The organism is Dactylosporangium maewongense (genome assembly GCF_039531485.1).
Classification (GTDB): Bacteria; Actinomycetota; Actinomycetes; order Mycobacteriales; family Micromonosporaceae; genus Dactylosporangium; species Dactylosporangium maewongense.
In genome coordinates this window covers 225,416-239,148 of record NZ_BAAAQD010000012.1, presented here as the reverse complement: position 1 = coordinate 239,148, position 13,733 = coordinate 225,416, and the positions used below count along the sequence as shown (strand labels likewise).

18 protein-coding genes are annotated in these 13,733 nt (G+C 71.3%); 12 read left to right on the top strand and 6 right to left on the bottom strand.

All coding sequences use genetic code 11. The features are described from left to right. Nucleotides 1–16 precede the first annotated feature (16 nt). Nucleotides 17–427: an arsenate reductase ArsC gene (locus ABD332_RS29315; protein ID WP_344505503.1), complete on the top strand. Its 411-nt coding sequence runs from the start codon at nt 17–19 to the stop codon at nt 425–427. A 67-nt stretch (nt 428–494) separates the two neighbouring features. Continuing rightward, nucleotides 495–725 carry a hypothetical protein gene (locus ABD332_RS29310; protein ID WP_344505501.1) on the top strand — a complete coding sequence of 77 codons (231 nt, stop codon included), beginning with the start codon at nt 495–497 and terminating at the stop codon, nt 723–725. 8 nt (nt 726–733) lie between these two features. Here ABD332_RS29310 and ABD332_RS29305 read toward each other — a convergent pair whose 3' ends face one another. Beyond that, on the bottom strand, nt 734–1,309 hold the full coding sequence (locus tag ABD332_RS29305) for a permease prefix domain 1-containing protein (protein ID WP_344505499.1): 576 nt from the start codon (nt 1,307–1,309) through the stop codon (nt 734–736). Further along, on the bottom strand, nt 1,291–1,635 hold the full coding sequence (locus ABD332_RS29300) for a PadR family transcriptional regulator (protein ID WP_344505498.1): 345 nt from the start codon (nt 1,633–1,635) through the stop codon (nt 1,291–1,293). Before ABD332_RS29300 ends, ABD332_RS29305 begins: the two co-directional genes overlap by 19 nt. A gap of 61 nt (nt 1,636–1,696) precedes the next feature. Here ABD332_RS29300 and ABD332_RS29295 point away from each other — a divergent pair, with 61 nt between their 5' ends. Continuing rightward, complete coding sequence (locus tag ABD332_RS29295; protein WP_344505496.1) at nt 1,697–2,209, top strand: hypothetical protein; 513 nt, start codon at nt 1,697–1,699, stop codon at nt 2,207–2,209. Here the strand turns inward: ABD332_RS29295 and ABD332_RS29290 are convergent. Further along, nucleotides 2,160–2,534, bottom strand: a complete 375-nt coding sequence (locus ABD332_RS29290; protein ID WP_344505494.1) for an ArsR/SmtB family transcription factor — start codon at nt 2,532–2,534, stop codon at nt 2,160–2,162. The two genes, ABD332_RS29295 and ABD332_RS29290, sit on opposite strands and share 50 nt — an antisense overlap. Nucleotides 2,535–2,624: 90 nt before the next feature. Here ABD332_RS29290 and ABD332_RS29285 point away from each other — a divergent pair, with 90 nt between their 5' ends. The 7 genes from ABD332_RS29285 (at nt 2,625) to ABD332_RS29255 (ending at nt 7,959) form a co-directional block, all read left to right on the top strand. Continuing rightward, the gene (locus ABD332_RS29285) at nt 2,625–2,771 is read left to right on the top strand and encodes a hypothetical protein (protein ID WP_344505492.1); all 147 of its coding nucleotides are present in this window, start codon (nt 2,625–2,627) and stop codon (nt 2,769–2,771) included. A 57-nt stretch (nt 2,772–2,828) separates the two neighbouring features. Next, complete coding sequence (locus ABD332_RS29280) at nt 2,829–3,062, top strand: hypothetical protein (protein ID WP_344505491.1); 234 nt, start codon at nt 2,829–2,831, stop codon at nt 3,060–3,062. Continuing rightward, on the top strand, nt 3,059–4,312 hold the full coding sequence (locus ABD332_RS29275; RefSeq protein ID WP_344505490.1) for a M28 family metallopeptidase: 1,254 nt from the start codon (nt 3,059–3,061) through the stop codon (nt 4,310–4,312). Before ABD332_RS29280 ends, ABD332_RS29275 begins: the two co-directional genes overlap by 4 nt. 12 nt (nt 4,313–4,324) lie before the next feature. Continuing rightward, nucleotides 4,325–4,654, top strand: coding sequence for an ArsR/SmtB family transcription factor (locus tag ABD332_RS29270; protein ID WP_344505488.1), 330 nt, complete (start codon nt 4,325–4,327; stop codon nt 4,652–4,654). After that, nucleotides 4,651–5,154 carry a GNAT family N-acetyltransferase gene (locus ABD332_RS29265; RefSeq protein ID WP_344505486.1) on the top strand — a complete coding sequence of 168 codons (504 nt, stop codon included), beginning with the start codon at nt 4,651–4,653 and terminating at the stop codon, nt 5,152–5,154. Before ABD332_RS29270 ends, ABD332_RS29265 begins: the two co-directional genes overlap by 4 nt. Before the next feature lie 65 nt (nt 5,155–5,219). Continuing rightward, entirely contained in the window at nt 5,220–6,644 is a 1,425-nt protein-coding gene (locus ABD332_RS29260; protein WP_344505485.1) for an FAD-dependent oxidoreductase, read from the top strand. Between the two features lie 22 nt (nt 6,645–6,666). Beyond that, a complete protein-coding gene (locus ABD332_RS29255) occupies nt 6,667–7,959 on the top strand; it encodes an MFS transporter (RefSeq protein WP_344505484.1) in 1,293 nt (430 codons plus the stop codon). On the opposite strand, the gene ABD332_RS29250 is transcribed toward ABD332_RS29255, so the two are convergent. Beyond that, complete coding sequence (locus ABD332_RS29250) at nt 7,890–8,294, bottom strand: hypothetical protein (RefSeq protein WP_344505483.1); 405 nt, start codon at nt 8,292–8,294, stop codon at nt 7,890–7,892. The genes ABD332_RS29255 and ABD332_RS29250 overlap by 70 nt on opposite strands. Between ABD332_RS29250 and ABD332_RS29245 the strand changes: the two genes are divergently transcribed. Then, on the top strand, nt 8,281–8,784 hold the full coding sequence (locus ABD332_RS29245; RefSeq protein ID WP_344505482.1) for a hypothetical protein: 504 nt from the start codon (nt 8,281–8,283) through the stop codon (nt 8,782–8,784). The two genes, ABD332_RS29250 and ABD332_RS29245, sit on opposite strands and share 14 nt — an antisense overlap. 74 nt (nt 8,785–8,858) lie before the next feature. Here the strand turns inward: ABD332_RS29245 and ABD332_RS29240 are convergent, their stop codons facing one another. Then, nucleotides 8,859–9,887 (bottom strand): DUF932 domain-containing protein, encoded by a 1,029-nt coding sequence (locus tag ABD332_RS29240; protein WP_344505481.1) that lies wholly within the window; start codon nt 9,885–9,887, stop codon nt 8,859–8,861. On the opposite strand from ABD332_RS29240, the gene ABD332_RS29235 reads away from it, so the two are divergent. After that, the gene (locus tag ABD332_RS29235; RefSeq protein WP_344505479.1) at nt 9,867–10,487 is read left to right on the top strand and encodes a hypothetical protein; all 621 of its coding nucleotides are present in this window, start codon (nt 9,867–9,869) and stop codon (nt 10,485–10,487) included. The genes ABD332_RS29240 and ABD332_RS29235 overlap by 21 nt on opposite strands. A 40-nt stretch (nt 10,488–10,527) precedes the next feature. Here ABD332_RS29235 and ABD332_RS29230 read toward each other — a convergent pair whose 3' ends face one another. Next, nucleotides 10,528–13,560, bottom strand: a complete 3,033-nt coding sequence (locus tag ABD332_RS29230) for a hypothetical protein (RefSeq protein ID WP_344505478.1) — start codon at nt 13,558–13,560, stop codon at nt 10,528–10,530. Nucleotides 13,561–13,733 lie beyond the last annotated feature (173 nt).

The window sequence follows — 13,733 nt, the reverse complement described above, 5'->3', positions numbered from 1 at the left end:
GAGGAACCGAACCGTCATGAGTGACAAGCCCAGCGTCCTGTTCGTGTGCGTGCACAACGCCGGCCGCTCGCAGATGGCCGCCGGCTGGCTGCGCCACCTCGCCGGCGACACCGTCGAGGTCCGCTCCGCCGGGTCGGAGCCCGCATCGCAGATCAACCCCGTCGCCGTCGAGGCGATGCGGGAGGTCGGCATCGACATCACCGCCAACATCCCACGCAAGCTGGACTACGAGACCGCCGAGTCCTCCGACGTCCTGATCACGATGGGCTGCGGCGACGTCTGCCCCGTGTTCCCCGGCAAGCGGTACCTGGACTGGAAGCTGGACGACCCGGCCGGGCAGGGCATCGACGCCGTCCGCCCGATCCGCGACGCCATCAAGGCCCGCGTCGAGCAGCTGATCACCGAACTGCCCGTCACGACCGGCTGAGAGCTCCGCCGCCGGTTGGTCAGGCCGGCGGCGGTTCCACCCCCGTTCGTTTCCGGAGAGGTTGTCCATGCGCCTGCTCGTCATCGGCGGCAGCGACGCCGGGATCAGCGCCGGCCTGCGCGCCCGCGAACTCGACCCCACCGCCGACGTCACCCTCCTCGTCGCCGACCGGTGTCCCAACTTCAGCGCCGTGCAGGTCACCCGCCCGGACGGCGACGACCAGGTCCCGGTCGAGCCGGCCGCGCGGCAGCTGCGGTGCGTCGTGTGCGGCGAGTCCTACGCTGCGGCGACAAGCTGAAGATGCTGTCACCCGGTGAGGAGGCGGGGCACGACCCGGGCCGTCAGGATCAGGCGGGTGAGGCTGGCGCCCGTGGCGATGGCGAGCGGCCAGGTGAACGTCAGCGGCAGCAGGACGGCGCCCACAAGGATGGCCGCGTCGAGGGCGACGAGCCCGAGACCGGCGGCGCCGGCGATCCTGGTGCGGCGGTAGCTGCGGCGGGCGGTAGCGGCGAACACCATCGCGGTGACGACGGCCAGGAAGCCCACGCCGAACGCCAGTCGGACGGGTGCCGGCACGGGCCAGCTCCAGGCGTGGCCGGTGACCATCGCCACGGCCCAGCAGCCGCCGACGGCGGGTCCCGAGGCGACGAGGGCCCGTGCGGCGCGACGGCCGGGGGACTGGTGGACGAAGGCCGCGATGATCACGTCCGGCTCGCCGAATTCGGCGATGGTCTCGCGCGCTGCGGCGTCGGGGTCGAGGCCCTGAGCGAGGTGCCGTGCGTAGGTCTCGGCCAGGCCGTCGGCGAGCTCGTCGACCGCGTCGGCGGGCAGGTGCCGGGCGAGCGCGGTGACGGCGTCGTCGATCAGCTCGTGGCCGGCCACGGCGGCCTGTCCAGCAGGGTGGTGACGGCGGCGGCGAACTCGTGCCAGTTGACCCGGTCGCCGGCGAGTTTGCGTCGGCCGGCCTCGGTCAGCTCGTAGATGCGGCGGCGGCGCGTCTCGGCGTGCGACCAGGTGCCGCTGATCAGGCCCGCGGCCTCGAGGCGGTGCAGTGCGGGGTAGACCGTGCCGGTGGGCAGGTCGAACCGTCCGCCGCTGCCCTCACGTAACGCCTCCTTGACCGCGTATCCGTGCCGCGGGCCGTCCTCGAGGGCGGCCAGCAGCAGCACGTCGAGGTGCCCCTTGAGCGCCTGCGCCTCGGCCTTCATAGGTAGTTATGCTACCGTACGAACGTAGGTAGGTTAACTACGTATCTGGTCGGAGGCGCGCATGTCGCCGGTGTTCCTGACCGCGCTCGCGGTGCACGTGGCCGCGGGTCTGACCGGAGTCGTCGCGGGTGGCCTGGCGGCCGCCTCCCGCAAGCGGCCCGGCCGCCATCCGTGGGCCGGTGCGGTGTACCTGTACGCGATCGGCGGCGTGTTCGCGACGGCGACCGTCATGGCAGTCCTGCGCTGGCGGCACGACTGGCACCTGTTCCTGATCGCCGCGGTCGCGTTCGCGCTGGCGCTGTCCGGCTGGTGGGCGCGCCGTGCGCGGCCCCGCCGGTGGGTGGTCTGGCACGGCTCGGCCATGGCCGGCTCGTACATCGCCCTGCTGACCGGGTTCTACGTCGACAACGGTGGCCGGCTGCCACTGTGGGATCGGCTGCCGCCGGTGCTGTACTGGCTGCTGCCCGCCGCCGTGGGTGCCCCGCTCACGTGGCGGGCGCTGCGGCGCGATGGCGCGCTGCGGGTCAGCCGGCCGGCGCCTCCACGGTCAGCAGGGCGGCGAGCTGGCGCATGATGCCGGGTCGGGCGCGGTAGTAGACCCACGTTCCGCGCCGGTCGGAGTCCACCAGGCCCGCTTCTCGGAGGGTCTTCAGGTGGTGGGAGATCGTCGGTCCGGACAGCTCGAACGCCGGGGTGAGGTCGCAGACGCAGATCTCGCCGTCCGGCGCGGACGCGATCATCGACATCAGCTGCAGGCGGACCGGGTCGCCGAGGGCCTTGAAGGCGGGTGCCAGGACGGCGGCGGTCTCCGCGGGGATGCGGCGCTGCGCGATCGGCGGGCAGCACGGGGTGTCCGCGTTGAGATCGGTGAGGGTGAGCACCGCCGGCTGTTTTGACATGCCTCTAGGTTGACAGATCTCGAATCAGCGTGCAACCGTTTGATTCGACGGACGTCAAGACAGTTCGTCCCGCACGATGAGGAGATCGCCATGTTCCGCTTCCCCCGCCGTTCCGCTGCGCAGGCCGGCGTTCGGTTCTGCGACGGCTGCGCCGAGGTCAGCACCGCTGCCGACCGTGCGTGGCGCCGCGTCGAGCGCACCCGCGCCGAGCTCGCCGCACTGGCCGGCCCGCGCTAGCCGACACCGCTCAACCCGACCTGATCCACGAACACCAACAACCTTATGGAGCACACCATGACCAGCACGCAGACTCAGGGCGGATTCGCCGGCGACCCGGCGGCAGCCCTCAACGTCGCCGGCACGAGCGGCTGCTGCGGCAACCCGCCCCAGGCGACCCTTACCCTGCTGGAGCCCGCGAGCTCCGGGCCCTGTTGCGGCACCACCGCGGAGGCGACCGAGGCCGGCGCCTGCTGTGGTACGTCGGCGAAGGCTGAGGCAGTCGCGTCCGGCGCGGGCTGCTGCGGATGAGCGCCGCCGCCAGCCGGCCGGCATCAGTCGCGCAGATCCTCGCGGAGATGCTGGGCGGTGTCTCCGGCGACCGGATGGCCGCCACCGTCGCCGCCCTCGCCGGGGAGCCGTTCCGCGGGCGGCGGGTCGGTTCGGCTGGCGGCGCCGCGGCCCGCGCCTGGCTCGCCCAGCACCTGGCCGATCTCGGCGCGGCGGTCAGCCTGGAGCCGTTCGCGGTCCGGTTCGTCCCCGAGGTGTACACGACGCCGACCGTCGACTGGCACGACGGCACCACGACCCGCCGGCTGGCCTTCGGCCGTGATGTCGCCGTCCACCTCGCTTCCGCCGACCAGCCGCTCATCCAGCGCGGCGGCGTCGCGGTCGCCGGAGCCGGTGATCCTGCCGGCCGGTGGCTCGCCGTCCCGGCCGGGATGACGCTCTTCGACGCGTACGGCCATGCACACGGCGCGGTCGGGCTGTTGTTCGGCCGTGGGGTGGACGCCGACGGCTGGCACTACACGATGCTCGCCGGCCCGAACCCCGGCCCGCTGCCGATCCTCACCCTCGACACCGCCACCCACACCGCACTGTGTGCCGCGGCCGGCAGCGGTGCGGCCTGGCTGGCCGCAAACGCGCCGATCCGCCGGCTCGACGTGCCCGCCACCAACCTGCACGCCACGTGGCCCGCCGGCACGGGTGTGGAGGTGCTGCTGACGGCGCACTATGACGGGGTCGGTGACCATCCGGGGCTACGCCAGCCGGCGGCGGCCGACAACGGCAGCGGCGTCGCCGTCGTCCTCGAGGCGGCCCGCGTGCTGAGGGAAGCCGGCCTGCGGCTGTCGGTCGCGTTGCTCGACGCGGAGGAGGCCGGAGCGCTCGGCTCCGCCCACCATGCGGCCCAGCTGCGGCAGGCAGGCGCCGCGCCGCTCGTCATCAACGTCGACGGCGCCGGCAACCTGCACCAGGCGGCCGCCGTCGAAGCCGGCGGGCCCGCACATGCACTGCTTGCGGCGCTCGACCAGGCCGGGCGGCACACCGGGCTGCCGCTCGTCGCGGGGCCGGTCGCCTCGGACAACCGCCGCTACGCGGCCGAGGGCCTGGCCGCAGTCGGGATCGGCGCGGGGATGGCCAGCTACCACAGCCCGGCCGACACCCCGGACAGCGTGGAAACGACGACGCTTGCGGCCGTCGCGCGACTGGTCGTCGCAACGGGCTGGCTGGCGGCGACCGACCCGGCTACACTTCAATCGTTGATCGGCGATAGACGATGAAGTTGGTGCTGCGTGAGCGAGTTGCTGGACAGGGCGGCCGCGGAGGAGTACGCGTCCTGGTTTCGCGCCTTGGCGGACCCGTCGCGGGTGCAGATCGTGGAGTACCTCGCCCGGCAGGGGAAGCCGTTGAGCGTCGGGGAGATCGTGGCGGCCGTGGGTCTGGCCCAGTCGACGGTGTCGCAGCACCTGAAGATCCTGACCGAGGTGCGGTTCGTGCTGGTCGAGGCGGTCGGCACCGCGCGGCACTACCGCATCAACGCCGCCTGCATCGCCTGCTTCCCGTCCGCCGCCGACGTCGTGATGGGCAAGCCCGCCCCGAGCCCGATCGGAGGCTGCGCGTGACCGACGTTGCGATCCGCCCGATGACGGCCGGGGACGCGGCAACGGTCCTGGCGATCTACCAGGCCGGCATGGACGCCGGCAACGCCAGCTTCGAGGACACCGCCCCCACGTGGGAGGCGTTCGACGCCGGCAAGCTGGCCGGCCACCGCCTCGTAGCGGTCGATCCTGGCGACACGGTGCTCGGCTGGGTCGCTGTGTCCCGGGTCTCCGCGCGTCAGGTGTACGCCGGGGTGGTCGAACACTCCGTCTACGTCGACCCCGCTGCCCAGGGCCGCGGCGTCGGCCGCGCGCTGCTCGACGCCCTGGTCGTCTCCACCGAAGCGGCCGGGATCTGGACCATCCAGTCCGGCGTCTTCCCAGAGAACACCGCGAGCCGCGCGCTGCACCGCGCCGCCGGCTTCCGCGAGGTCGGCATCCGCGAACGCGTCGGCCGCCACGCCAGCCAGGGCAACCGGTGGCGTGACGTCGTGTTCATCGAACGCCGCAGCCAACACGTCTAGCGCCATGCCGTAGCACCGCAGTGCGCCTTCGTATTTCGAATTCTGTCAAGACATTGGAGATCGTTGTGAGCAACCGTTTGGAAGACCTGCCCGTCGTCGTCATCGGTGCCGGCCCGGTCGGTCTGGCCGCCGCCGCACACCTGAACGAGCGCGGTCTGCCGTTCGTTGTTCTCGAGGCCGGCGACGGCCCGGCCGCCGCGATCCGGCGGTGGGCGCACGTCCGGCTGTTCTCGCCGTGGCGGTACAACATCGACGCCGCCGCTCGCAAGCTCCTCGCCGACGCCGGCTGGGTCGAACCCGACGCCGAGCGACTGCCGACCGGCGGGCAGTTGGCCGAGGACTACCTGCAGCCCTTGGCGGACCTGCCCGCGCTGAAGCCGCACGTGCGCTACGGCTCGCGGGTCGTGGCAGTGACCCGGCTCGGCCTGGACCGGTTGCGGACCGCCGGCCGTGAGTCGGCGCCGTTCCTGGTCCGACTCGCCGACGGCGGTGACCTCCTCGCGCGGGCCGTGATCGACGCGTCCGGCACCTGGTCCACCCCGAACGTCCTCGGCGCGTCAGGCATCCCCGCGCACGGCGAGACGGCCGCCGCCGCGTACATCGAGCACGCCCTGCCCGACGTGCTCGGCGTCGACCGGGATCGGTTCGCCGGGAAGCGGACCCTGGTCGTCGGCGCCGGGCACTCCGCCGCCAACACCCTGCTGGTCCTGGCCGAGCTGGCCGAGCAGGTCCCGGGCACCGGGGTCACGTGGGCGATCCGGGCGGCGACGCCCGCCCGCACCTACGGTGGTGAGACCGCCGACGCCCTCCCGGCTCGCGGCGCGATCGGCACCCGGCTGCGCGAGCACGTCGACGCCGGCCGCATCCAGCTCATCACCGGGTTCTCCGCCGAGACGCTGAAGGTCCTGCCCGAGGGTGCGGTCGAGGTGTCCAACGGTGAGCGCGTCGTCGTGGTGGACCGGATCGTGTCCGCGACCGGGTTCCGCCCGGACCACGGCTTCGTGTCCGAGCTGCGCCTGGACCTGGACCCGATCCTGGGCTCCACCCGCGCCCTGGCGCCGCTCATCGACCCGAACGAGCACTCCTGCGGCACGGTCCCGCCGCACGGCGTCGACGAGCTCGCGCACCCCGAGGCCGGCTTCTACGCCATCGGCGTGAAGAGCTACGGCCGCGCCCCGACGTTCCTGCTCGCCACCGGCTACGAGCAGGCACGGTCCGTCGTCGCTGCCCTCGCCGGGGATTGGGACGCTGCCCGCGACGTGCAGCTGGACCTGCCCGAGACCGGGGTTTGCAACAGCAACCCGGTCGTCGGCGAGGAGACCGTCGACGCGGCCGGAGGCGGCTGCTGCGGCGCACCCGCCGTCGATACGGCGCCGGCCGGGCGGGGGTTGGCCACGGGCATCTCCGGTGGGCTGCTGTCGTCCCCACTGACGCTGATCAGCGCCTCGGCGCCGGCCAGTGGTGAGCAGTCCGGCAGCTGCTGCAGCTGACCAGGTGAAATCTGCTCCCACGGTGGCCACCGACCCACACGTCGGTGGCCACCGGCCCGTCTTCCACGGCTGGCGGATCGTCGCCGCGCTCGCCATCACCCAGACCGTCGGCTACGGCACCCTGTACTACGCCTTCGCCGTCCTCCTGCAACCCATGGCCACGACGCTGCACACCTCCACCACCACCGTCACCGGCGCGCTGACCGCATCGATCCTGGCCGGAGCGGTCATGGCCGTCCCGGTCGGGCGGTGGCTGGACCGCCACGGCGGCCGGGCGCTGATGACCGCCGGCTCGGCCGCCGCAACCGGGCTGCTCGTCGCCTGGTCACAGGTGTCCACCGTGATCCAGCTGTACGCCGTGCTGATCGGCATCGGCCTGGCCTCGGCCATGGTGCAGTACGAAGCGGCCTTCGCCGTGGTGGTGTCCTGGTTCGATCACGGACGGCGGGCGAAGGCACTGCTGGCGATCACCATCGTGGCCGGGTTCGCCAGCGCCATCTTCCTGCCGCTGACCGGCGCCCTCGTCCAGCGGTACGGGTGGCAGCACGCCCTGCTCGTCCTCGCCGCCCTGCACGGCCTCATCACGGTCCCGTTGCACGGGCTCGTCCTGCGCCGCCCGCCATACACGCCGGTCGCCGCGAAGCACCGGCACCCAGCGGCCCGGCAGGCGGTGGTGGCCGCCGCGCTGCGCGACGGCCGGTTCTGGGCCCTCGCGGTCGCGTTCGTCGCCCACGGCGCGGCGATGACCACCATGACCGTCCACCTCGTCGGCTTCCTCACGAGCGTTGGACACCCGGTCACGTTCGCCGCCACGATCGCCGGCCTGCTCGGCGTGCTGTCCGTGACCGGGCGGCTCGTGCTCACCGGCGCGCAACGGCGGATCCGGACCACCACCGTCGTCGCGGCCGTCTACACCGTCCAGGCCACCGCAGCCCTCGCGCTGCTCGCCGCCGGCGGCAGCCGGGCCGGCGCCATCGCAGGAGTCATCGCCTTCGGGCTCGGGTTCGGCATCTCCAGCCTGGCATCGCCCGCCCTGCTCGCCGACCGGTACGGCACCGTCGCGTACGCCACGATCGCCGGGATCCTCACCGTCCCCATCACGCTCTCCCGTGCAGGGGCACCACTCGGCGCCGCGGCGCTGCACACCGCCGGCGGCTACGTCCCGGTCCTCACCGCGGTCGGCGTCGCGTGCCTGATCGCCGCGGCCGGCATCGTCGTGAAGGCCTCGACGCCGTCACCAGTGCCTCACGCCTCCGCCGCCCGCGCCACGGTCACCGCCACAGGGACGGACAACGCGTACATCACCAAGCCGTAGGCCAACAACGCCAGCACGACCACGGTCGATGCGGTCGAGGCGACGAACAGCGCGAGGGACAGGTTCCGGACCGCGGCCGTCATCTCGACCGCCCGCCGCGTCCGCGCCCGGCCCAGCCACGGCACCAGCGTCACCGCCAGGCAACCCGCCACCAGCACGGCGATGACACCGAGCGCCGCCCAACCCACCTCCGGGAGCCGCCCGGCGCCGGTGACGACGAAGTACGCCACCAACCCGGCAAGGAGCACGTCGGCGCAGCGCCGCGCGACGGTGTGCACCCGCCGCGCGGCTTCGGGATGGCGGCGCAAGAGCAGCATGCCGGTGCCGAGCGGCACGAGCTGGCCCAGCAGCCCAGCCGCAGGGATCGGGCAGCCGCAGCGAGATCAGCTCGGTCACGGCCTTTATACCGCCCGCGGCCTTGATGAGCTGGTCGTCGATGGCGATCCAGATCGTGCGGGCCAGCTGCCAGTCGACATCGCGGTAGTTGGCCAGCTCGAACGGGACCCGGACACCGTTGAGGTGGATCGCGTAGCCGGGCAGCGTGCTGCGGATGAGGGCGTGCTTCACCTCGAACATGGTGATCAGCACGGTGTGCGCAGCGACCGTCAGAGCGAAGGTCGACGCCTTCGGCAGGTCACGTTGGTCCCAGCGGTTCTCGCGATACACGGGCGGAGCGACCTGAACGTTGAACAGACTGGTCAGATGGGCGGCGATGGCGCGGCCGAAGGTGTGGACACCGAGCTCGCCGACTACCGGCTCAGCGGTGACCTGCTGGGTGTACGCGTCGTCGGTCAGCTCGGGTGGTTCGGGAGTGGACAGCATTGAGCAACTCCTGGAGGTGGTCAGAGACGGGCGCGTCCGGACCGTCAGAAGGCGATCCGGGCGCGGGGGCGAGGACGTCAGGCGTGGGCAGCGGCGAGGCGCATCGCCTGGACCGCGACGCTCTCCAGCTCGAAGGCAGCGTCCGCGTCGTCGAGGGTCTGCGCCACCGACGTAACGGCGTGCATCACACCGCCGGCGGAGATGTCACCGCCACGGATGAAGTGCGCCAGGATGCTGTCCTGCTGCTCCTCGGTGAACCGCAGCTGCTTGCCGACGACCTTGAGCGTCGTGTCCGGCTCCTTCAGCTCGGTACCGGCCGTGGTCTCCAGGTCGCGGAGCATCTCGGCGACGAAGTCCGCGTCGAGGAACGCGTTCACCGCGTCGGCGGCCCGGGAGGTGATCAGCTCCAGGGCCTTGGTGTTGGTCTCGGTCGACCACTCCACGACGCCGTCCTCGTCGGAGAGCCGGCCGCCGAGGTGGGCGTGGCGCAGCACGTTCTCGCTGATGACCAGGCCGTTGGAGCAGACCTCGAACCGGACCCACGGCTGGATGGAGAAGGCCCCGCAGCCGGTCTCCGAGTTCGTGATCACCAGGCCCGCGGACACGACCGGGAGCTCGCTGCCGGAGCGGCCGTTGAACGGTGACCGGTAGTTCGCGAGGAGCTTCAGCGCCGTCACCTGGATCTGCGGGGAGATCATCTTCAGGTACATGCGGCGGTCGGTCAGGTCGCAGGCCACCACGTCCACGGTTGCGTCTGCGCGGCGGATGCCTTCCAGGGCGGACATGGCCACGTCGAGGTTGTCGATGCGGGCGTACTTCGTGGACAGCACCGCTCTCGCGACCCCGCCGCCGGCGTCGTTGCGCAGGACCCGGATCAGGAACTTGCGGTTGGTGCGGTCCAACCAGCCGTTGACGTTCTCGTCGTACAGGTCGGGGTGTTCGATGGCGAGTTTGCGCAGGTACGCGGTGGGGATGCCGAGCTTGTCGGCCAGGCCGGCGTTGGCGATGTCGTTCGGCCGGTAGGTCCCGGCGGTCATCGTGACACCCTCCGGGCCGAGCTCGGGTTCGGTGTCGTCGAGGACCAGGTGGCCGCTGACGGCACGCATCCGGCCGGAGCCCAGGATCTCGCCGCCGGGAGCCGGCTGCGCACCGAGGACGGCAGTAGGGCAACCGTCAGGTCGGTCCGCTCGTTCACCGGTGCCCGGGACATGTACGACCTCGGCATCGAAGGGGTGCATGCCTACTTCGTGCAGGCCGGATCCGTCGCGGTGCTCGCGCACAACGCCGGGAGCTGCTGGGTCGACCTCACAGGTCCGGGCGTGTGGACCGCGATCAATGAAATAATGTCGGCGATGTCCGCGGCGTACGAGTTCCGCATGACGGGCGGCGTGCCAAGAAATATCGGCTACGTGCTCGACAATGTGAAGTTCGACGGATACCGGGCCGGTGTTCTGACCTTTCCAGGCGGGACGTGTACCCATCCCGCATGGCCCTTTCGATGGGGGGCGGCGAGGTTGCCTACCTGCTCCGACGCGGTCGCCGACCGTCCACGGGCAACCTGGTCGACGTGCTCGATCCAGCCGACTGCGCCGACGTGGTCACCGTCCAGCAGCAACGCGCCTGGTTCGACGACGGTTCAAGACCGTAACCGGATGGCGCTGGCTGTTCTACGCGTTGCTGAGCCTCTTCCGGCGGTGATGATGTGAGGTGTGGGCCGCGGCGGACAGATCGCCGCGGTCCACGCTGTCAGCTCGAGGTCACTGCGAATCCGTCGAGCACCGCATACATGCCGGACAGCTTCGTGACGACGATGGTGTGCGTGCCGGCGCTGAGTCCGGTTCTGCTGAAGACGGCGACGTTGGCGTGGCGTACGCCGTCGGTGGGGATGGTGTTGACGACCTGCTGGGTGCCGCCGTCGATGGTGATGCCGAGGTTGCCCTGGTCGGTGTGCTGTTCGCCGTGGACGGTGACGCCGGTGCCGGTGAACGTCAGGGTGGCCGTGGATCCGTTGGTGGTGGCGTAGTGGATGTCGCCGTTGAGGTCGCCGAAGGTCCGGCCCGACTGCAACGTGAAGCCGCTGTACGCGATCCGGCTGTCGGTGTCGTCCAGTCGGGTCGTGGTCGGGCCGGTATTCGCGACCGCGAACCCGTCCAGCACCGCGTAGCTGCCGGACAGTTTGGTGACCACGATGGTGTGCGTGCCGGCGCTGAGTCCGGTTCTGCTGAACACGGCGACGTTGGCGTGGCGTGCACCATCAGCGGGGACAGTGTTGACGACCTGCTGGGTGCCGCCGTCGATGGTGATGCCGAGGTTGCCCTGGTCGGTGTTCTGTTCGCCGTAGACGGTGATGCCGGTGCCGGTGAAGGTCAGCGTGGCGGTGGATCCGTTGGTGGTGGCGTAGTGGATGTCGCCGTTGAGGTCGCCGAAGGTCCGCCCGGACTGCAGGGTGAAACCGCTGTAGCTGATCCGGCTGTCCGTGTTGTCGATGCGGCCGGGGGTGACCGGGCCACCGCCGTCGTCGCCGACGCGGATGTCGGCCGCCGTGGTGCCCGACGGGATCGGCACGACGAGGAACCCGCCGGAGACGAACTGGACGCCGCTGACCCGCACGTTCTTGACGTAGACCGGGGTCGTGGCGGTGAAGCCGTGCCCGCCGACCAGCACCTGGGTCGCGTTCGTCGGGGAGATGTACCGGACCTGCGGCGCACCCGCGTTCGGTTGCGCGACGTATGCCGAGGTCAACCCCGCCGCCGCGAGGACGCTTGCCGGGACGTGTGTGGGGCCGGGTGTCGCCGGGATGGAGACGTTGCCGGAGGCGTTCGAGTCGACCGGTTGCGCGCACGGGTACGACTGGATCGGGGCGGAGAAGTAGTTGTTGCGGATCCAGAAGTGCCCGGTGGGGCTGCAACCGCCCTGTGCCGAGCCGCCGGCGCTGAACGCGACGTTGCCCTCCCAGTTGATCCATTCGGCGCCGGCGTCGTCGTAGTAGGTGAAGTTGGTGGAGCGGCCGTTGAAGGCGACGTTGCCCTTCACCTGTAGGCCCTTGGCGAGCGTGGCGACGGGGTCGATGGTGCCGTCGGTCCGGCGGACGTAGCCGGCCTGGTGGCCCTCGACGTAGATCGCGCCGCCGTCGCTGCGGACCGACATGTAGTCGTGGAAGAGGTTGTTGCTGATCGTGTTGCTCTCGTTGATGTTCGTGGAGTTCTGCGGCGTGCTCGCCTGGTCCACGTGGCCCTGGATGACGCCGGCGGTGATCGCGGTGTACGGCAGGTCGTACAGCACGTTGTTGGTGATCCTCGTGCCCCGGGAGAACAGCAGCGTGATGCCGCACGCGGAGGAGTAGTCGGTGCCGATGTGATGGATGACGTTGTCGGACACCGTGGTGTTGGTCAGGATCTCGTTGAGCCCGACGCTGTCGCCGCTGACGGCCGCGGGATCGGGCGTGCAGTGGTCCTTGATCCCCTGCGCCTCGCCGGCGTTCGTCGGGGTCGGGTCGTAGGTGCAGCCCAGCAGCAGGGCGGTGGAGGAGATGTCGGTGAACTCGTTGCCCTGGATGAGGGTGTTGCGTGCGCCGTACATGACGCTGAGCCCGGCGCCGCCGAGGTTGACGAACCGGTTGCCGGCCAGGGTGAGGTTGGTGGTGGCGGTGAACGCGACGTTGGCGAGGGGCTGGGTCAGCGCGCCCCACGGGCAGCTGCCGGCCGGGTTGGAGAAGGTGCACATGCCCTGGTTGCGTCCCTCGGTGATGCGCAGGTTGCTCTGCACGTCGGAGAAGCCGCGGGAAGGGTCGTTCCAGGTGGCGTAGGAGAACTGCAGCCCGACGAACGTGACGTCGTGCAGCGGGTTGGCCAGCGTGCCCGCACCCTGCAGCAGCGACTCGAGGCGGGGGAGCTCCACGTCGAGGTTCTGCATCTGCTGCCAGGACTCCGGTTGGTAGTACAGCCGGTTCGCGTCCAGGAACCATTCACCCGGGCTCAGCAACGCCCTGGTGTTGTCGACCCGTGCCGGCTTGGTGTTCACCGACATGGACGGCAGCCCGCCGCTGCCCTGGCTGAACGCGGCCCGGTTGGTGACGTTCGTCCAGCAGGGCTGCGCCATCGTGAGGGTCGCCGTGCTCGCCGCGTAGCCGGCGACCGGGCACCGCGACTCGGTCCAGGGGCCGTTGCCGCCGGGATAGTCGAACTCGACCCTGGCCACCTCGGCCGCCGTGCGCGCGCCGAACCACGCCTTCGCGTTGGCGTCGCCGCTGATGGTGTACCCGGACGAGGACCCGGTCCAGCCGGCGTTCCACCCGAGGTCCGACAAGGATGCACCGGCGACCGGCACCTTCCTGCCGTCGACGTACAGCTGCCGGGTCTGGCTGCCCGCCGGCACCGGCGCGGACCAGACGCCGCTGGTGCCTTCCTGCACCCAACCGGTCACCCGGGTCGCGCCGGAGATCACCGGCACGGCGCCGGGCGCGGCGCGCCACACCACGGGATGCCCCGTGCTGCCGGAGTCGGCGGCGGTGAACTTCCAGGTGCTGGACAGCCGGTACGTGCCGTCCGCCAGCAGCACCTGCACGTCCGCGCCGGGGTCGGCGGCGAGCTTGGCGCGGACGGCGGCCTGTGCGCCGGCGAGGGAACACGGGGCCGCCTGCGTGCACGACGACCCGGCGCCGGTCGGCGACGCGGAGAAGGTCGCCGCGGTCGCCGCGGACGCCTGCGGGATGAGCAGGGCCGGCGCCAGTCCCGCCGCGGTTGCGGCTATCCCGGCGAACAGCAGTCTGAGTCGGATCATGGTCGTCCTTTCGGCGAGACCGCTCCCCGCAGCGGGCAGGCATACATTGGATGTATTGCGATCGCTGGACGCGCCGACTCGTCAGCGACCTGGTCCGAACTGTGCAATGGGGTGCGGATTGCGACCATGCTCCGTGGCGGTGGGCACGGTCATCTGCTGCGAAACATAGGATG